Here is a 17,659-nt window from a genome sequence, read left to right as displayed (position 1 = left end):
AAACTACTTTTCGGGGTTGCGCGCAGACGAGACCGCCTTCGCAAAGGCCAGTAGACTCGCACGCTCTTCGTCGTCCAGCGCCAGCAAGAGGTGGGCTTCTTCGCCGTGCATGAGGCGCAGGCTCAGGAACGGCTCCTCCCGCCGCTTTTCCTTATTGTCCCACATCGCGTCGATCACCTGGACCTTGTCCAACTGACCCACCGACACCACGTCGTACCGGAAGTAGGAATCGCCGATGACGATGTCGAACACCACATTGCCCGCCGTCAACAGCACGAGATTGAAGCGCCCCTGATCCTCGTACCCTTCCGGCAAGAATTTATTGATATGGCACAAGGCGACTTTGCGATCGCCGAGCGCCGCGCGAAATTTCTCTTTCAGCGCCTGATAATCGATCTGCAGCGCCTTTTCATCCGGCCCCGTGGCCGCCGCCGCTGCATCTTCCGCCTTCTTGAAAACCTCATCTGCCGACAACAACCCTGCCATGACGTAGTACCCCTTTCTGCTATGATCCCGTTCAAGACGACCGATCACGGGGCAATGGCGGTCGTGTCCGCCTCCCGCGAAGGGGTACGGTAACTGGCCGCCGGTCATGATTGCAAGGGGGATATTCGTCGCGGCAGGCTACTTTGCCGAGAGACGATGGGAGAAGCGAACCTTCCCGGCATCATCCAGGACCGTGACGTCGAAGGAAGAAGAGGTCGCCCGAACCATTCCGAAATTGAAGTACCCGCCTTCATGAATCAGATTCGTCGGCTTGAGCGTCGGGCTGGGGAAAGTCATCCGCCCGGGTGCTGCCGAGAGCGGCCCCGCGATGAACTCATGGAAGTCCGGCACGCCGTCGCCGTTGGGATCATAGGCGTTGGCCTGGACATAGTGCACATCGCCGGCCAGGAAGACGACGTTCTTGATCTGTTGATTGAGAATCGTATCGACAATCACCTGCCGTTCACGCTCAAAACCGGTGCCATCCGACCCACCGGCCCATCCATCAAAGCCCTTCCCCGTCGTCCCTTTCCCTTTGGGAATCGACAGGGGAACCGAGGTGGCGATAACCTTCCACGTGGCCGTGGAGCGGCGCAACCCCTCAAGCAGCCACTGGAGTTGCCGCTGCCCCAGCATCGTCTTATCGGGCCCGTCCGGATCGGTGTTCCGGCTGCGATATTGCCGCCCGTCCAGGATGAATAATTCCAGATCGGCCCCGTAGCGCAACGTTCTGTACAACCGCTGCGGATCATCGGACGGCGAGGCGATCGGCCAGTATTCCCGGAACGCCTGCCGGCCATCCGGCATCTGCGCCTCAAAGGGACCGGAAAAGTCATTTTTCACTTCGTGATCGTCCCACACCACATACACGGGCACCGTTTCAAGGAACCGCCGCAAGGCCAGCGCCCCTCGTTGGTACCGATGCCGGACGCGGTATTCCGCCAAGGTCGTGGCAATGAAATCCGCGCCCGGCTCGTTCGGAGGCGAGGGACAGGTGTAATCGCTGTAAATCGTGTCGCCCAGAAACAGAAAGAAATCCAGCCCCTGGCGCCGCATCTGATCGAAGATCGGATAGCCGTCCGCTCCGATGCGACAGCGCTGCTGGCCGCCGAGATCGCCGCTCCAGGCGAACGTCACCGGCGCCGACGTCTTCTCATCCGGCAAGGTCGTAAATTCCCCGCGCGCCGCCAGCGCCAATTCCGTCTGATCCTGCGGCCCCGCCGCTCGCCCGACGAGCACGTGGTACCGATAGCGCGTGCCCGGCTCCAGGCCCTGCAACGGAGTCGCAGCGGTGAAATCGCTGTCCGCGCTTGTCGCCATCCGGGGAGTCCTTGCCACCGGAGCCACCGCCGTCGCCGTCTTCGAGGCCATCTCCCACACAGAAGGCTTCGCCCATTCGATCTGCACCGTCGCCGGGCCATCCGTCCGCACCCAGACCAGCGCCCCACTCGCCGTCACGTCGCCGACAGCAAATCCCTGCGGTAACAGGTCCGACCGCAACGACACCGGTTCGGCAAAAGGACTATTGAGGGGGAGCCCATCACGATAGGAGGGGGCACAGCCCAGCGACAAGGTCGCGAGTAGAAGGCACAGGATGGAGCGAATATGAAGCTGCATAGGCGAGTCCTTACCCGAGCGCCACGGAGAGGTCAAGGGGGAGAAGGCACGGGGCGAGGGGCGAGAAGTCAATCTCTTTTACCGGCCACCTGCCCCGAACCGCGCGCCTTCCGGGGATACTCGGCGAAACCCACCGGGTTGAAACTTTGACGACCCATCCGGCATACTGATGGACCATCACACGAGGACTGCCATGCACGACATCCGCTGCTTCGTTCCCAATTGCCAATCCAGACCCTATGCCCCGGCCGGGACGCAGTCCGTCTGCAAAGATCACTTCATCAACTTTCTCACCTGGCGCCGCCGCCGGGGCCCGCAGATGTTTCTGAAGTACGCCGCGATGACCATGCAGGATCGCGACGCCATCGCCGCCGAGTGGCAGAAAACCATCCGCGTCGACGAAGCCCCCTCGAATTCGCCGAAGACCTAACACATCCACGCACAGGCCTGTCCTCTGCCCGTTTCGGACAAACTCGCTTCTCTTACTCTCACCAAGCAGGCGGCGGGGTGATGTTCTCCTGCGCGCATTGAGCGAGCTTCGCCACACAGAACTTGTTCGACCCGGAGCCCTTCATCACGCTCCGGGCGACGGGATAAAAACCTTCGCCATGTTTTCCGTTCGTGTGCGCGCTCAGCGAGCGAAGAAAACTACACGACGACCCGCACCCTCCCCTACCCCATCACCGCCGACCCGTGATGATGAATCAGCAGCCACTCGTCGCCGATCCGCTCGAAGAGATTCGTCGCAAGCACTTTGGCCTGCTGCGGCTCATCGGATTGCTGATTGACGATATTCTCGACGCAGATCACCCAGGCCATATCGCCGGCCACCTGAATCATGACCTCGGACAGTTCAAACTTCATCGAGAAGGTGTTATTGAAGATCAGCACCCAGGAATCGCGCACCTCGGGCCAGTCCGAGCGCAACGCCCAGCCCGGATGAATGCAGGTCACATATTCCTGATGCGCCCAAATGCGATCCATCTTGGCGATATCGAGGCTTTCAAAGGCCTCGTAAAACGCCTGATTGGCTTTGGTTACTTCTTCGATCCGTTGTTCGAGCATGCAGCGTCCTCCCTGAGGGAGGCCATCATACTGCAATCACAGAGAGGAGGGCGAGGGGGGAGGAAACGGGACTCGCCAGGCCATCCTTGTTGCTCGCTGCCCGCGCACAAGACAACCGTGCTGGGTCAATGCGCGCAAGGAAGGATAACCTGGCAAGTCCCTTAAGAGCGGAGAGAAAGTGGAAAGAGACCGAAATTATATAGACTGCCTGGTTTGCCGATCCACCACCCACACACCGGCCAGAATGAGGGTGATGCCGACGATCTCGGCCAGGCCGACCGATTCGTGGAGAATGAGCGCGGACAAAGCCACCGCTGCCACCGGTGTGAGATTCCCCAAGACCGAGGCTCGTGAAGGGCCGATGCCTTGCACCCCGAACAACCAGGCCTGCTGCGCCACGGCCGTGGCAAACACCACAAGGTAGCCAAGCGCGAGCCAATCTGGTGTCGTGACCGATGCCACACCCGCATCAAGCATCTTGCGATCGGTCCAGAGCAATGGGATTTGGATCACGGTCGCAACCAGGAGCGTCGTCCAGTTCACCGTCAGGGCCGAGACCCGATCCATGATGGCGCGGCTGCCGATGCTGTAGAGGGCCCAGCTCACGACGCCCAGAAACACGAGCGCGCTGCCCAGCAGGGGCTGCTCCCCGGCAGCCTGAAACCCCGCGATCGAAACCAGAGCGACGCCCGCGCAAGACAGCAGCCCCCCCGCCCAGACCGACCGAAGCGGCACATCCTGAATCAACGCCGCCGACAGCAGCGCCGTGACCACGGGAGCCGAGCCGATGATGACGCCGGCGACCGCCCCGCTCACGTACTTGAGCCCCATCAGGATCAACAGATGGTTGCCCAGGACTCCCAGCCCGAGCAAACCCAGCGTGGCCAGATCGGCCTTGCTGAGTCTCGCCAGCGCCCCTTCCTGCCACCACCAGGTCGTCAGCAGAATCGCGAGCCCGCCGATATCGCGCAACACAGAGGCTTCCACGGCGGAAAACGATCCGAGCGCCAGCTTCTGCGCAACGATCGAACCGCCCCACAGCACCGCCGCAAGCGAGAGTGCTCCGTACGCCGCACTGGTTGAGGGCTGCACCATGAACTCACTCCTCCCGTTACGTCTCTGTATCTATTCTCTTGGCTGAAGCGGCCTTCACTCATCACCCGTCACGCTTTCTTCCGCACCACCAGCACTCCGTCACGGATCGTGACGAGTACCGCGCTCACGCGCGGATCGTTGGCGACCGTGCGATTCAACTCTTGAATGGCCGCAGTCTTCTCATCCGGCGGCGGCTGTTTGAGCACATCGCCATCCCACAACACATTGTCGATGAGAATCACGCCCTGCGGTGCGAGCAGATCCAGCGCCCGCCGATAATAATTCAGATAGTTGATCTTATCGGCGTCGATAAAGATCAGATCAAACGGCCCGGTCAATTCTCGCATCGTCTCCAGCGCCGGGGCGAGACGGACCTCGATCTTCCGGCCATGCGGGCTCTTGGCAAAATACTTCCGTCCCAGGGCCGCCGTCTCGGCCTCGATCTCGCAGGTGATGACCCGACCATCGTCAGGCAAGGCCTCGGCAAAGCAGAGGGCGCTGTAGCCCGTGAACATGCCGATCTCCAGTACCCGCCTGGCCCCGATGAGCTGCGCCATCATCTTGAGAAACGCCCCTTCGAGAGGCCCCACAATCATCTGGGCATAATCCATCGTCCGTTGGGTCTCTTCGCGGAGGGCGCGGGCCACATCGGATTCGGGCATGGAATGCGCCTGTGCGTAGGCTTCAATGTCTTGAGCCACCAGGGTCTTCATGTTGCAGCCTCACTCGTTTGAAAAACGCGGTCCGGGTTGCGTACACTGGCGCGCAATCATACATCACCTTCGCGTGAAGAGTGATAGGTGATCGGTGATGAGCCCTGTCCGACCGTCGAGCACGAGCGGCCGCCGCACAGCCCAGTCTCATTACTCGTCACCCATCACACCTCACCGCATTCTGACCAGGAGGCCGGGCGTGAAGACTGTCGCAACCCTCGAACCCTTGACGACCAAACTGCTGGAGATCCAGCGGATCACCAGCGCGGCAGCGGTCCTGTCGTGGGATCAGGAAACGCACATGCCCGCCGGCGGCGGCGAGGCGCGGGCGGAACAGATCGCTGTCCTCGAAGGCCTGGCCCATCAGAAGCTGGTTGCCCCGGAGATCGAACGGCTCCTCGCCTCGGTCGTGGACCCGGCGACCGGACAGGCGATCGATCAACCCGGCGACTTGTGGGATGAACCGTCCCGCTCGCTCTTGCGCGAAATCTGGCGCGACTTCAGCCGGGCCAAGAAACTGCCCTCCGACTTCGTCGTAAAACTCAGCCGGGAATGTTCGCTTGCGCAACAGGTCTGGGCCGAAGCCAAGGAACAGAGTAAATTCAGCCAATTTCTTCCCAATCTCCGCACAATCCTCTCCCTCAAGCGTGAGGAAGCGCAGTACCTGGGCTACAAAGAGTCGCCCTACGACGCGTTGCTGGACAAATACGAGCCGGGCGCGACCTGCGCGACCTTACAGCCCCTGTTCGCCGGGCTGAAAGCGGGCCTCGTGCCGCTGCTCAAGCGGGTGACCCAAAGCCGCGTACAGATCGATGACAGCATTCTGCGTCATACCTATGACCAGGCGCGGCAGCTGGAATTCGGCCGGCTCGTCCTCATCGCCATGGGCTACGATTTCGAACGGGGACGGCTGGATCTCTCGGCCCACCCGTTCACCACGTCGTTTCACCCCACCGACGTGCGGGTTACGACCCGGGTGTACGAGCGGGAATTGCAATCGTGCCTCTTCAGTTGTGTGCACGAAGGCGGCCACGGCCTCTACGACCAGGGGCTCGATCAGCGCTACTTCGGGACGCCGCTCGGGGAATCGGCGTCGCTGGGCATTCACGAAAGCCAATCGCGCCTGTGGGAAAATTGCGTCGGCCGCTCGCGGGCATTCTGGCGGTTCTTCTATCCGATTCTGCAACAGACCTTTCCGCAGCAACTGCACGGCATGGACCGGGAGGCCTTCTATGCCGCCATTAATTGCGTCAAACCGTCGTTCATTCGCGTCGAAGCCGACGAGCTGACCTACAACCTGCACATCATGCTGCGGTTTGAAATCGAACAGGATCTGATCGAAGGCCGGACCAGGGCTGAAGATCTGCCGGAGATCTGGAATCAGAAGATGCGGGACTATCTGGGAATCACGCCCCTGACCGATGCCGTCGGCGTGCTGCAGGATGTGCACTGGTCGTTCGGCGCGTTCGGCTACTTCCCGACCTATACGCTGGGCAATCTCTACTCTGTGCAATTTTTCGAGCAGGCGAAACTGGAGATCCCCCATCTGGAGGACGACATTGCCGCCGGCCAATTGCTGGGGTTACGCCGCTGGCTGGAGCAGAAGATCCATCGCTGGGGACGGATGTTTACCCCCGACCATCTAGCCCGGCGTGTGACCGGCAAGAGCATCAGCGCAGAACCGTTCCTCGCATACCTTGAAAAGAAGTACGGGGAACTCTATCAACTCTAGCAGAATGCTGAAGGCCACGGTTCAGGCTCAGGTTGAGTGGGGCCCCATAATCCTCGCTCAACCTTACCCTCGGCCTCAGCCTAGCTGCTTTGTTCGCCCTGTATTCAATACCCCATCGCCGTATTGAGCCTGGCCAGGATGGCGGACGGGAGGGTAAATTCGGCTTGCACCTCGATGCGATGGGGCACCAGCAGCGTGGTGTGGAAGACGATATCGCGAATGGGGATTTTGAACTCCGGCTGTTGCGGCGTGCTCAGTTCGACGGATTCAACTGAATTGGTGATGGCACCCGTGTCCTGAGGCCCATACGTGGCCACCACGGCATCGATGATCTCTTTGATCTTTTCGTTGGTTTCCACCCCCTCGATGCCTTTCTGGAGGAGCGGCAGCACCTCTTCCTTGGCCTGATCGGACAGCGTAAAGTTCTCCACCCGCTCCTTGCGGCGGAGCGAGGTCAGGTCATTGTCCAGATCCTTGCTGAAGGCGCCGTAGGCAAAGCGGAAGAATTCGAAGTGAAAGCCTTTGAACCCTTTGCCGAAGGTCTGGAGTTCACAGAGGAAGCACAGTTGTTGCAGCTTCACGTCGCTCAGCAGCCCGTGCGGCTCGGCCAGCGAGAGCACATAGAGCAACAGGGCACGATCCACCGCGATCTGATTCGGCTTGCGCATGATCCGTTCTCATTGGTTCGGTTAGAGCGCGCAATATAAACGCCCGCCGGGAGAACCGTCAAACCCCTGTGGGTGAACCGACATCCGACTTTTCCTGTTGTCCCCTTGACCGTCCCCCTCATTTGGTCTTAAATGGGGCCCGAACGGGAGGCAGCGCTGGTGTCCATGGCTAAAAGCGAAAAAGAAATGGGGATACTTCGCGACCATCTCGCGAAGCATCAGCTCAAGCTGACCCGCCAGCGCGAACTCATCCTCGACGCCTTTCTCAAGCAGGAACACATCACGGCGGAAGAGATGTACCACCAGCTGGCTAAAAAAGACCCGCATCTAGGCCTGGCCACGATCTACCGCACGCTCAACCTGTTCTGCGAAGCCGGCCTGGCCCAGGCCAGGCATTTCGGCACCCAGACGCAATACGACAACATCTCCCACAAAGGCCACCACGACCACCTGATCTGCACCGGTTGCGGGAAGATCGTCGAGTTCGAAAACTGCGAGATCGAAAAGCTCCAGGAAGAAGTGGCCACCCGCAACGGGTTTACCATTAAGACCCACCGCCTCGAACTCTACGGCCTCTGTTCCCGCTGCCGTCATTGACCCCCGCCGTTTTTTTTGATAACTTGTTGAGAGGATTTATCAATTTCAATTTTCCGAGCGAGGACCGCCTATGACTTCCTTCGGCATTCGGCATGAGTCTCTGAGGGCATCGCGTAGTCGACGGCTTGTTCTGGCCATGCTGGTCGCACTCCCCCTCGCCCTGAGCGCATTCCTGTTCGCTCCGGCTCCGTCGCCGGCCGCCGACAAGTTGACCGTGTATTCAGGCCGGTCCGAACGACTCATCAAGCCCGTATTCGACGCCTTCACCGCCAAAACCGGTATTCAAATCGAGCTGTTGTCCTCCGGGACCACAGAATTGGTGAACCGGTTGAAAGCCGAAGGAGATCGGACGCCGGCCGACCTGCTGCTGACGAACGACGCTGGCAGCCTTGAGCTCGCGCGAGGAGCGGGGCTCTTGCGCCCGCTCAATATGCGTGAAGTCGATCGGGCCATCCCCTCGCAATTCCGTGCGGCGGACAATAGCTGGGTCGGTCTGTCCGGACGCTTCTGGATCATCGTCTATAACACCTCGCTGGTGAAACCTGGCCAGGTCCACTCGCTGCTCGACCTGGCGGCCCCCCAATGGAAAGACAAAATCGCCATTCCGAACTCCGGCAGCGAATATCTCCAGGCCGGCGTCTCGGTCATTCGCGCCACCCATGGCGACGAACGGACCAGGCAGTTCCTGACCGGGCTGCGCGACAACGCAGGATCCCAGGTCTATCAAAAAAGCTCCCAGATCGTGGACGCTGTCGCCAAAGGCCAGGTGGCCATGGGGATCGTGAATCACTACTACGTCTATCGCCATCTCGCGACGCAACCGACCGCTCCGCTGGCCGTCCTCATGCCGGATCAAAACGAAGGCGCCATGGGGGCGATCATGAATGTCACGGGCATCGGGATCACCAAATCCAGCACCCACGCCGATAACGCCAAACTGCTCATCGAATTCCTCGTGGCGCAAGCCGGGCAGAAGATGTTCGCCGACCTGGACAAGGAATACCCCCTGCATCCGGAGGTCAAGGCTGATCCGGCGCTCATTGATCGGAAGAGCTTTCGCGCCGCGATGGTCCCGCTGACGAAGCTGGCCGAACTCCGGGAGCCGACGTTGACGCTCATTGAACAAGTGGGCCTCCGCTAAGGCACGAGGCTCCTGGTGACGACGCTCCGCCAACACCTGTCTTCGCCGCTGCAGCTCATGGCGATCGCCACGGCAGGATTGATCCTGCTCCCGCTGGGCTACGTCACGCTCCTGGCGGTCACAGCCGACCCGGCCGTCTGGTCCCGCCTCTGGGCGACGCGCATCCCCGAGTTGCTCTTCAACACCGTCTCGCTTGCGGGAGCCGTCGCCTTGCTTACGCTGATCCTCGGCGTCTCCACGGCCTGGCTTGTCGTACGGTTCGACTTCCCCGGACGGCGCCTGTGGGAAGCGGCATTGATTCTCCCCCTGGCCATGCCGACCTATGTGCTGGCCTACGTCTACACCTATCTCCTAGGATTCGGCGGCCCGGTGGAACAGGTCTGGCAGCTCTGGGCGGGACCGCAAAGCCGCATCGTCTCACCGCAGAGCTTTTGGGGCACCACGCTCGTCATGGCGCTGGATACCTTTCCCTTCGTCTATCTGTTGACGCGGACCGCACTCCTGAGCCTGAACGTGTCGTTTGAAGAAGTGGCCCGGGTCAGCGGCGTGTCCCGCATGATGACGCTCTGGCGCGTGACGCTGCCCCTGATGCGCCCCTCGATTGCGGCCGGCGTGGCCCTGGTTGTTCTCTATGTCGTCTCGGATTTCGGCGCCGTGTCGCTGCTCCGGTACCAGACCCTGACCTATGCCGTGTTCCAGCAGATGACCGGGCGGTCCGACAACACAGCGGCGAGTATTCTGAGCGTGCTCCTTGTCGTGCTCGCCCTCCTGTTCCTGGTTACCGAACGCTGGTTCCGGCAGCGCAGCCGCTTTTATCAAACCACCGGCCGCTATCGTCCGCCGCAACGGATCCGCTGCCGCTGGATCGGAACTCTGTCGATCACCGCGCTGCTGGGCGGGATTGTGGCGATGTCCTTCGGCGTGCCCGCGTTTCTGCTGGTGAAATGGAGCTTGTCGCCTGAGGCTCTGGCCATCATCGACAGCCGGTTCTACGGATTCGTCTGGAACAGCGCGCTACTGGCCGCCGCCGCTGCCACCGCCGGGGTGTTCATCGGACTGCCCCTCGCGTACCTGGCCAGCCGGCGGCCGACACTCCTGAATCTCGGCTGCCTCCAGGCCGCCTACGCCGGGTATGTGCTGCCCGGGCCGGTTGCAGCCCTGGCAGTACTGGTGCTGTGCCTGAAACTGATGCCGATTTTCTACGGGACGGTGCTGTTGCTGATCGTGGCCTACGTGATCCACTTCCTTCCGGCCGGACTCCAGTCGCTTGAGCCGGCACTGCAGCAGATCACGCCGAACCTGGAAGAAGTGGCCAGGACCTTGGGACTCGGCGTGCGTGAAACCTGGCGCCGCGTCACCCTGCCGCTTGTCCGCAACGGCTTCATCGTCGCCTGGGTCTTGATGTTTCTCCAGACGATGAAGGAATTGCCGGCCACCCTGCTCTTGCGCCCGGTGGGATTCGACACCCTGGCCATCCGCGTATGGCTCGAAGCGAGCGAAGAGTATTTTCAACTGGCGGCTCCCTCGGCCCTGCTGATCGTGCTGCTGAGCTTGCCGGCACTCTGGCTGCTCGTGTCCAAGGACTGGCGGACATCATAATCAGGCGCGAAGGGGAGCGGAAAGAAGCCATGCTACAGACTGAAACCAACCATGCACCGATGCAACCGGACCTCTATCGACCGGCCTCCAATGTGCTGGAGCTGCGCTCGGTCTCCTGTGCCTATGAGACCGGCCAGCCGGCGATTCGCGAGATTTCCTTCGCCGCGCGGGAAGGCGAAATCCTCTGCCTCCTCGGGCCGTCCGGCTGCGGAAAGACCACGATTCTCAGAGCCATTGCCGGCTTTGAGCCGGTCCGTGCAGGAGAGCTGTTTCTCTCGGGCCGGCTTGTGTCCAGCCAGAATCTGACCGTCCCCACCGAGCAGCGCCGCGTCGGGATGGTCTTTCAGGAATATGCCCTGTTCCCGCACCTGCGGGTGGCCGACAATATCTCGTTTGGTCTGCAGCAGCTTTCAAGAAGCGAGCGCAAATGCCGGGTCCAAGAAATGCTTACCCTCACAGGACTCGAAGGATTCGACCGGCGCTATCCGCACGAACTCTCCGGCGGCCAACAACAGCGCGTCGCGCTGGCGCGGGCGCTGGTGCAGAACCCGGTGGTGCTCCTGCTCGACGAGCCCTTCAGCAACCTGGATCCGGACATGGCCAGCCGGATGCGTCAGGAACTGCATGCCTTGTTGCGGCGCACCAAGACAACGACGATCCTCGTGACGCACGACCATGAAGAAGCCTTTGCCATGGCCGACCGGATCGCCGTGCTCAACCACGGCCGCCTGGAGCAGATGGACACGCCGGAATTGATTTACCACATGCCAGCGAGTCCCTTTGTGGCGGATTTCGTCGGGCAAGCCGATTTCATTCAGGGCGAAATTCAGAACGGCCTGGTGCACACGGAACTGGGAGAATTTCCAAACACGCTCGCCTGTGAAGAGGGCGCCCCTGTGGTGGTGATGATCCGGCCAGACGATATCCAGCTGACTCCGGCCAAAGGCGCCGGCGCACACATCATCGCCCGACAATTCAGAGGATCGGAGAACCTCTATACGGTTAGTCTCCCTTCGGGCCAGATCGTGCATAGCAGCGCCGGCTCCACGAGCGTGTATCACGAAGGCACCGCCGTCGAATTGCGGGTGCTGGCCACCCACACCGTCCTCTTCCCCGGGCCGGCCGCATCGGAAGCACGATAGGCTGAGGCCGCAGTTATGGTAGAGCGAAGATTCAATGTGCGTTCTCTCAACCTGAGCCTGAACCTTCAATAAGCCGGCGGGCTTTTTCAACTGCCTGCCAGTTGACAGGCCTTTTCTCCATCTGGCATTCATGAACCGGTATGCCGGCCCCTCACCCTGCCGGGCCCCATTCACTTCGGGGGCTAAAGGAGCTTCCTATGGACGCGTTGAAAAACGCGGTGGACTACGGAATCATCGGCCTGTTGCTGGGCTTGAGCCTCTGGTCCGTCGCCGTGGCGGTTGAACGGTGGCTGTTCTATCGAGCGATCAACTTTTCCCGGTATCCTAACGTCCAGGTCCTTGAGATCGCCCTGACCAAACGGCTGGTAATCATCGGCACCGTGGCGGCTAACGCGCCGTACATCGGCCTGCTCGGCACCGTACTCGGCATCATGATGACCTTTCATACGATGGGCACCTCCGGCACGATGGCGGTCAATACCATCATGATCGGTCTCAGCCTGGCCTTGAAGGCCACGGCGGTCGGGCTGCTGGTCGCTATTCCCTGCGTCGTGATGAACAACATCCTCCGCCGCCGCGTCAGCGAACTGCTGACCGAGTATAAGGTGCAGCATGGATCGTCAGCAGGTTGATCAAATCAACGTCATCCCGCTCGTGGATGTGATGCTGGTCCTGCTCGTCATCGTGCTGACCACAGCCACCTTCATCAGCACCGGCCAAATCCCCGTGAATCTCGCCAAGGCCAAATCGGTCAGCGACCGGAAAGATGTGCCCTTGGTCATTACCCTGACTGCGGAAGGGGGGCTCTACCTCAATGACAACCCTGTCCCCGAGGGAGGGTTGCCCGCGGCGATGGAATCTCAATCGCGCGAGTCCGCCGTCGTAGTACGGGCCGATAAAGTGACGGTCCTCGAACGATTTGTTGCCGTAGTGGACGAAGTGCGCGGGCTCGGATTCCAACAGGTGAGCCTGGAGGTGATCCGGTTGTGACCATGGCCCATTCCCATGGTCGAATAAGAGCCGGTGGCGCGAGAACTGCCGGATGGGTGGCCTCGGTGTGTCTGCACGGAGCGCTCGCGCTCGGAGCCGCACTTTTTCTGCAACAGGTGCAGCTGGCGCCGCAATCCAAGCCGTTCCAGTGGGACGTCGCCATGGTCGAACCGGTCGCCAGCCCGGCGTCTCAGGCTGCGACAAGCGCCGCGCCGCCGACTCCCCCTGAGCCGACACGTGCCGCGACTGCACCTCCTCTCCAGCGGACACCGTCGCCCGCTCAACCACCCCCCACTGAGACCCTCGTCAAACCATCGCGCGCCGAAGTGACCCCGCGCCCCTCATCGGTCCCCGTGGCTCCCGTTCCACCGGCCCCTGCTCCGGCCCTGGCTCCTCCACCGCCTCGGCCTGAACCGATCCCACAACCGCCGCCGCAGACCGCGGCTCCCGCGAAATTGGAGCCGGCACCGGAACCGGTTCGTGAGCAGCTTCCGTCACCGCCCAAGACCATCGTCACACCGGAAGACGCGCAGAAGCCCGCCCCCACGGTTGAAACACCGGCGCCGGCGTCTTTGTCTTCGCCCCATCCCTCCGAGCAGCCCGCCCCGCCGGTGGAGTCCCGCCAGGCCGCAGCGCCGACGGCCCCCGCACCCAGTGTGACAGCGCCACCGCAGGCCACGACAGAAGCTGCCCCACAACACGAGGTCTCCCCCATAACCCCGACACACACGGCTCCTCTCAGCGACCAGGCGAGGCGCCAGGAAACTCCGGCGACGCAACAAGCGGCCGCACCGCCAGGGCAGGAGGTGGCGGCGCTCGCACCGCCAAGCCAATCGAAAGTCGCCAAACCCGATGACGGCTGGCTGGCCGACTTGATGGGGAAATGGATTCAGGACTTAGAGAAGCCCTACCCGCCCGGCTTGCGAGCGGAAGGCATTCAGGGGAAAGTCATCCTCGTGGCGATACTGCATGACGACGGAACCATGAGCGATGTGAAGGTGTCGAAAAGCTCCGGCAATGTGCTGCTGGATCAAGCGGCCGTGAATGCTGTGGAAAAGGGCCCGCCGATTCAACTCTCACGTCCGCTCGGCCGGTCACAGCGGCCCATCAAATTCTCGATCAGTTACGATCTGAAAACGGCTCGCTGATAGTCTCTTCATTTCACGCCGTATCCACCGCTTAGGGATAACGCAGTCGGTCACGCAGCCCCGACGACACCATCATGCGTCCCTGCACATCGATGATGACGGCTTCCACATCCGGCAACCGCTCCACCAACTCCATCCCCCGTTCCGGCCCCAGCACGAAAATTCCTGTATCCAATCCATCTGCGACGGTCCCCTCCCTGGCGATGACCGTCACACTCTGACACAGGCGCGCAGGCTCCAATGACACCGGGTCAAGGATATGGTGGTACCGTATACCGTCCTGTTCAAAGTAGCGCTCGTAATCCCCGGCCGTGGAAATCGCTTCATCCTGGAGATCGATCGTGGCCACCACCACCCCGTCCTGTCGAGGATGTCGAATCCCGACCGGAAACCCCTTCATGCCTGGCAAATCCCCGAATGTCTTGATGTCACCTGACAAAGCGACGACACCTCCTGTCGCACCGGCCTTCCGGAGCACATCCACAGCCCGATCTGCGGCATACCCTTTCCCAATCCCCCCGACATCAATTCGCATTCCCTGGCGGGGCAGAAAAATAGTGCGGGCCTCCGGATCGATCTGAATACTTTTCCAATCCACTACCGATCTTAGCTGTTGAAGCTCCGTCTGGGTGGGAATGTGCTGCCGCTCCGTCACGCTCCAGGCCTCCACCGCCGGTCCGACCGCGATATTGAATCCCCCCTCGGTCAACCGCGCCATATCCAGCGACCGTTGAACCAACTCCAGCGTTTCACCACTCACGCCCACAGCGTGTTTGCCCGCAGCCTGATTCACCCCGGACAATTCACTGCCGGGAATCCACGTACTCAGCAACTGCTCTAATCGCTTGATCTCGTAAAACCCGGCCTCGATCGCAGTCTGCGCAGCCTGTTTATCAGCCGCCACAGCTGTGATTGAGACCAGCGTCCCCATATGCATCTGCGTTCGCTTGACGACAACGGGCTCCTGCTGCATCGACCGCCCGGCGCAGCCTGAGGCAACAGTAAGGGTGAGTAACAGCAAGAGCAAAAAGGCGGGACGCGACTCGGCACACCAACGGAAAAGCTGCATGATTCTCCTACCAGTTATGTCGGCGGAAATACTGCTGATTGCGGGGATAGGGCATAACTTCATACAGCCGGGCCTCGCTCTGGGGAGGGGCGGGAAGTCGCCTGACCATAGGAACAGCGGCGAAATCCGGAAAACTCTCCTTCACCGTCTGGCCTGCCCGAGCCATATCCTGCTCGTCCTCGATCATCGATAACACAATCTTGCGTCCATACTTGGGGGAATCCACTCCGAAACGCCATGTCCCCACATAGGTCATCACGTTCGACTCCACGGAGAACACGGCATCCAGCTGCGCCATCGACATGAATGGACCTTCACTGATCTGCACCCTATTGAGGCGATAGTCTCCCGGGGGAAGGGCCATCGAGAACTGTCGATCATCGGACTTAATCTCGACGTTGAACCGTTCGCGGGACTCCTGATTCTCCACCTCGAAGGATCGCACTTCCGGCTCGTACTTTCGGGCTCTTTCTCCCATGATAACCGCCGACACTCGACCAACCACCAACCCGTCCTTCGGCTCGGCGACATCCGCAAGCGGAGGCAACTGGGCCACACATGCCACACAACTCAGCGAAACTCCTACGATCCAGCCCCTGCTCATTATGCGCGCCTCCATCGGACTACGCCCGTCAATTATAGGTAAACCTTGGTCAGAATGCATTCGCCCACTCCTCCCAGGTCCTGCCCTTGACAAGTGAGGGCCTGTCGGGATATTAATAATCGTTCTCAATTTCATTTAGAGGATGACGTCGCCCTATGGTTACGCACAAAACACCTCGGACAGAAGAGTGCCGGAATAGCGAAACCCGCTGTGAGTGCGGGCAGCTGATGGCCAAAGTCGTCGGGGGGGGATTGGAGCTCAAGTGCAAGCGTTGCAAACGCATCGTCACCATCCCCTTCTCTTCGATCGAAGGCTGGAACACCGTCGCATCATGATGCTCTCTATGAAAGGAGGATGCCGAGAGCGTGCCTCTCGCTTCACGCAGTGCATGGGCACACATCCACACTACCAGACAACGACCAGAGACCGCCGAGTCCCGAGTCAGACCATCACCATCATTCTTCATCATGGAGGTTTGCAATGAGGATGCGGTCGATCCTCGGGGCTCTCGTGATTGCCAGTTTGCCGGCTATGCCGGCCTTGGCCGCCGACATCACCCCGGAAGACATCAAGAAGCTTGTTGACGAAGCCGTCGAAAAACGGCTGCAAGAACATGAACGGCGCGAGGGTGCCACTGAAAGGAAAGAAGGCGTTTCGGGACAAACCGCAGAACCAGGCATCGGCTCCCTTCCGGATGTTGCCAAGGAACGCCGGACGGAATCTCAGCCGGCCCTGTCCTTTGGATCAAGCGGGTCAGGTCGCTTGGTCTACGCCAAACCATTTGTCTCAGCACCAAAGGCCATCGTCGGCGGCTACATGGACATCCAGTATCGCGCACAACAGAAAGCCAGCATCGAAAACGGCTACGGTGGCAACACGAATGGCTTTGATCAGCAGCGATTCGTCCCGTTCATTTATGCGGATATTACTGAGCATGTGAAGTTTGCTTCAGAGCTTGAGATTGAGCACGGGATCAGGGGGACCAGTGACAATGAAATCAGCTTAGAATTTGCCCACATCGACTATCTCGTCCATGAACCATTCAATATTCGCGCTGGTATTCTGCTAATCCCGATCGGCAAGTTTAACTTACTCCACGACTCACCGTTGAACGACTTGACCGATCGGCCGCTTGTCAGCCAGTTTTTGATTCCGTCGACCATGTCCGAGACAGGCGCTGGCTTCTATGGAACCTTTTATCCCGGTCGCACCAGTAAGTTGGACTATGAACTCTATGTCACGACCGGCCCTTGCGGATACAATTCCGATGGAACTCCTCGCATTAATGAGGAGAATGGGACGAAATCCTCACGCCAGAGAAAATGCGCTTCGGACGACGGCTTCGATATCAATAACGGTAAGGCCGTCTCCGGCCGTGTGGCCTTCAGCCCGATGCTAGGCATTGAAGTGGCGGGGTCAGGCTACTATGGGAACGCCGCGCCGGGATCAAACTATAATCCCCTGTCGATTGCTGCAATCGATTGGACGCTGCAGCGTGGCCCATTTGAACTCATCGGCGAGGCAGCTTGGGCTTATGCCAGAAACAATTCACGAGCGATTCAAGGGAATACCATTGGGTTTTCTCCAGGGTCGCTATTAACCGGAATGGGTGGCAACAGCGGAATCGGAATTCCTCCGCAACGTATGAGTGGCTACTACATTCAGGGCAACTACCATTTTATGCCTGATTTCCTTCGAGCCTGGTCACCCAAGCGCTTTGGCGAGGGGTCCACGTTCACCGCCGTGATCAGGTACGACAGAGTCAATACCAATCTGGATGACAGTAATGGAACAGGCGGCTTTGGGAACTTGGAACAGATTTCATTTGGCCTCAACTATCGGCCCATTGAAGATGCGGTGTTCAAAATCAGCTATCAATATCAGCCCAAGGCTTTCAATCCCAATACCAGCGAGCGGATTCACGACAGTGCATTCGTAATTTCGGCAGCCACGTATTTCTAAGCCGTATCGGGAAGCCCCTTCTCACAAGGAA

At 60.2% G+C, this 17,659-nt stretch carries 18 protein-coding genes; 10 read left to right on the top strand and 8 right to left on the bottom strand.

All coding sequences use genetic code 11. From position 1 onward, the window contains the following. Window positions 1–3: 3 nt before the first annotated feature. Together ACO9S2_RS11495 and ACO9S2_RS11490 are read right to left on the bottom strand one after the other, a co-directional pair. The gene (locus ACO9S2_RS11495; RefSeq protein ID WP_423722324.1) at window positions 4–486 is read right to left on the bottom strand and encodes a hypothetical protein; all 483 of its coding nucleotides are present in this window, start codon (window positions 484–486) and stop codon (window positions 4–6) included. A gap of 138 nt (window positions 487–624) precedes the next feature. Next, the gene (locus ACO9S2_RS11490) at window positions 625–2,103 is read right to left on the bottom strand and encodes an alkaline phosphatase D family protein (RefSeq protein WP_423722323.1); all 1,479 of its coding nucleotides are present in this window, start codon (window positions 2,101–2,103) and stop codon (window positions 625–627) included. 193 nt (window positions 2,104–2,296) lie between these two features. On the opposite strand from ACO9S2_RS11490, the gene ACO9S2_RS11485 reads away from it, so the two are divergent. Continuing rightward, window positions 2,297–2,533: a hypothetical protein gene (locus tag ACO9S2_RS11485; protein ID WP_423722321.1), complete on the top strand. Its 237-nt coding sequence runs from the start codon at window positions 2,297–2,299 to the stop codon at window positions 2,531–2,533. 242 nt (window positions 2,534–2,775) lie between these two features. On the opposite strand, the gene ACO9S2_RS11480 is transcribed toward ACO9S2_RS11485, so the two are convergent. From ACO9S2_RS11480 to ACO9S2_RS11470, 3 genes are all read right to left on the bottom strand, one after another. Then, entirely contained in the window at window positions 2,776–3,168 is a 393-nt protein-coding gene (locus tag ACO9S2_RS11480) for a nuclear transport factor 2 family protein (protein WP_423722319.1), read from the bottom strand. Window positions 3,169–3,363: 195 nt separating this feature from the next. Next, window positions 3,364–4,263 carry a DMT family transporter gene (locus tag ACO9S2_RS11475; protein ID WP_423722317.1) on the bottom strand — a complete coding sequence of 300 codons (900 nt, stop codon included), beginning with the start codon at window positions 4,261–4,263 and terminating at the stop codon, window positions 3,364–3,366. A gap of 68 nt (window positions 4,264–4,331) precedes the next feature. After that, window positions 4,332–4,976, bottom strand: coding sequence for an O-methyltransferase (locus ACO9S2_RS11470; protein WP_423722315.1), 645 nt, complete (start codon window positions 4,974–4,976; stop codon window positions 4,332–4,334). 199 nt (window positions 4,977–5,175) lie between these two features. Between ACO9S2_RS11470 and ACO9S2_RS11465 the strand changes: the two genes are divergently transcribed. Beyond that, entirely contained in the window at window positions 5,176–6,708 is a 1,533-nt protein-coding gene (locus ACO9S2_RS11465) for a carboxypeptidase M32 (RefSeq protein ID WP_423722313.1), read from the top strand. A gap of 104 nt (window positions 6,709–6,812) precedes the next feature. On the opposite strand, the gene ACO9S2_RS11460 is transcribed toward ACO9S2_RS11465, so the two are convergent. Then, window positions 6,813–7,376, bottom strand: coding sequence for a hypothetical protein (locus ACO9S2_RS11460; RefSeq protein WP_423722311.1), 564 nt, complete (start codon window positions 7,374–7,376; stop codon window positions 6,813–6,815). Between the two features lie 165 nt (window positions 7,377–7,541). Here ACO9S2_RS11460 and ACO9S2_RS11455 point away from each other — a divergent pair, with 165 nt between their 5' ends. The 7 genes from ACO9S2_RS11455 (at window position 7,542) to ACO9S2_RS11425 (ending at window position 13,993) form a co-directional block, all read left to right on the top strand. After that, entirely contained in the window at window positions 7,542–7,973 is a 432-nt protein-coding gene (locus ACO9S2_RS11455) for a Fur family transcriptional regulator (RefSeq protein ID WP_423722310.1), read from the top strand. A gap of 136 nt (window positions 7,974–8,109) precedes the next feature. After that, window positions 8,110–9,114, top strand: a complete 1,005-nt coding sequence (locus ACO9S2_RS11450; protein ID WP_423722308.1) for an extracellular solute-binding protein — start codon at window positions 8,110–8,112, stop codon at window positions 9,112–9,114. A gap of 15 nt (window positions 9,115–9,129) precedes the next feature. Beyond that, a complete protein-coding gene (locus ACO9S2_RS11445; RefSeq protein WP_423722306.1) occupies window positions 9,130–10,713 on the top strand; it encodes an ABC transporter permease in 1,584 nt (527 codons plus the stop codon). A 29-nt stretch (window positions 10,714–10,742) separates the two neighbouring features. Then, the gene (locus tag ACO9S2_RS11440; RefSeq protein WP_423722304.1) at window positions 10,743–11,855 is read left to right on the top strand and encodes an ABC transporter ATP-binding protein; all 1,113 of its coding nucleotides are present in this window, start codon (window positions 10,743–10,745) and stop codon (window positions 11,853–11,855) included. Between the two features lie 197 nt (window positions 11,856–12,052). Beyond that, window positions 12,053–12,487, top strand: a complete 435-nt coding sequence (exbB, locus tag ACO9S2_RS11435; protein WP_423722302.1) for a TonB-system energizer ExbB — start codon at window positions 12,053–12,055, stop codon at window positions 12,485–12,487. Then, a complete protein-coding gene (locus ACO9S2_RS11430) occupies window positions 12,468–12,845 on the top strand; it encodes a biopolymer transporter ExbD (RefSeq protein WP_423722300.1) in 378 nt (125 codons plus the stop codon). Before exbB ends, ACO9S2_RS11430 begins: the two co-directional genes overlap by 20 nt. A 65-nt stretch (window positions 12,846–12,910) precedes the next feature. Next, the gene (locus ACO9S2_RS11425) at window positions 12,911–13,993 is read left to right on the top strand and encodes a TonB family protein (protein ID WP_423722298.1); all 1,083 of its coding nucleotides are present in this window, start codon (window positions 12,911–12,913) and stop codon (window positions 13,991–13,993) included. A gap of 31 nt (window positions 13,994–14,024) precedes the next feature. Here ACO9S2_RS11425 and ACO9S2_RS11420 read toward each other — a convergent pair whose 3' ends face one another. Continuing rightward, on the bottom strand, window positions 14,025–15,062 hold the full coding sequence (locus ACO9S2_RS11420) for an FAD:protein FMN transferase (protein ID WP_423722297.1): 1,038 nt from the start codon (window positions 15,060–15,062) through the stop codon (window positions 14,025–14,027). A 7-nt stretch (window positions 15,063–15,069) separates the two neighbouring features. Then, the gene (locus tag ACO9S2_RS11415) at window positions 15,070–15,627 is read right to left on the bottom strand and encodes a hypothetical protein (protein WP_423722295.1); all 558 of its coding nucleotides are present in this window, start codon (window positions 15,625–15,627) and stop codon (window positions 15,070–15,072) included. 519 nt (window positions 15,628–16,146) lie between these two features. On the opposite strand from ACO9S2_RS11415, the gene ACO9S2_RS11410 reads away from it, so the two are divergent. After that, entirely contained in the window at window positions 16,147–17,628 is a 1,482-nt protein-coding gene (locus ACO9S2_RS11410) for a hypothetical protein (RefSeq protein ID WP_423722294.1), read from the top strand. The last annotated feature ends 31 nt before the right edge of the window (window positions 17,629–17,659 follow it).

Source organism: Nitrospira sp. NS4 (assembly GCF_049546785.1).
In the GTDB taxonomy this organism is placed as follows: Bacteria; Nitrospirota; Nitrospiria; order Nitrospirales; family Nitrospiraceae; genus Nitrospira_D.
Note: the sequence above shows the minus strand (reverse complement) of the source record. Positions and strands in the feature narration are given on the sequence as shown.

Excerpts from the sequence above, each read along its gene's own strand:
- ACO9S2_RS11495 (WP_423722324.1), bottom strand. The coding sequence starts at position 486 with ATGGCAGGGTTGTTGTCGGCAGATGAGGTTTTCAAGAAGGCGGAAGAT.
- ACO9S2_RS11490 (WP_423722323.1), bottom strand. The coding sequence starts at position 2,103 with ATGCAGCTTCATATTCGCTCCATCCTGTGCCTTCTACTCGCGACCTTG.
- ACO9S2_RS11485 (WP_423722321.1), top strand. The coding sequence starts at position 2,297 with ATGCACGACATCCGCTGCTTCGTTCCCAATTGCCAATCCAGACCCTAT.
- ACO9S2_RS11480 (WP_423722319.1), bottom strand. The coding sequence starts at position 3,168 with ATGCTCGAACAACGGATCGAAGAAGTAACCAAAGCCAATCAGGCGTTT.
- ACO9S2_RS11475 (WP_423722317.1), bottom strand. The coding sequence starts at position 4,263 with ATGGTGCAGCCCTCAACCAGTGCGGCGTACGGAGCACTCTCGCTTGCG.
- ACO9S2_RS11470 (WP_423722315.1), bottom strand. The coding sequence starts at position 4,976 with ATGAAGACCCTGGTGGCTCAAGACATTGAAGCCTACGCACAGGCGCAT.
- ACO9S2_RS11460 (WP_423722311.1), bottom strand. The coding sequence starts at position 7,376 with ATGCGCAAGCCGAATCAGATCGCGGTGGATCGTGCCCTGTTGCTCTAT.
- ACO9S2_RS11455 (WP_423722310.1), top strand. The coding sequence starts at position 7,542 with ATGGCTAAAAGCGAAAAAGAAATGGGGATACTTCGCGACCATCTCGCG.
- ACO9S2_RS11450 (WP_423722308.1), top strand. The coding sequence starts at position 8,110 with ATGCTGGTCGCACTCCCCCTCGCCCTGAGCGCATTCCTGTTCGCTCCG.
- ACO9S2_RS11440 (WP_423722304.1), top strand. The coding sequence starts at position 10,743 with ATGCTACAGACTGAAACCAACCATGCACCGATGCAACCGGACCTCTAT.
- exbB (WP_423722302.1), top strand. The coding sequence starts at position 12,053 with ATGGACGCGTTGAAAAACGCGGTGGACTACGGAATCATCGGCCTGTTG.
- ACO9S2_RS11430 (WP_423722300.1), top strand. The coding sequence starts at position 12,468 with ATGGATCGTCAGCAGGTTGATCAAATCAACGTCATCCCGCTCGTGGAT.
- ACO9S2_RS11420 (WP_423722297.1), bottom strand. The coding sequence starts at position 15,062 with ATGCAGCTTTTCCGTTGGTGTGCCGAGTCGCGTCCCGCCTTTTTGCTC.
- ACO9S2_RS11410 (WP_423722294.1), top strand. The coding sequence starts at position 16,147 with ATGAGGATGCGGTCGATCCTCGGGGCTCTCGTGATTGCCAGTTTGCCG.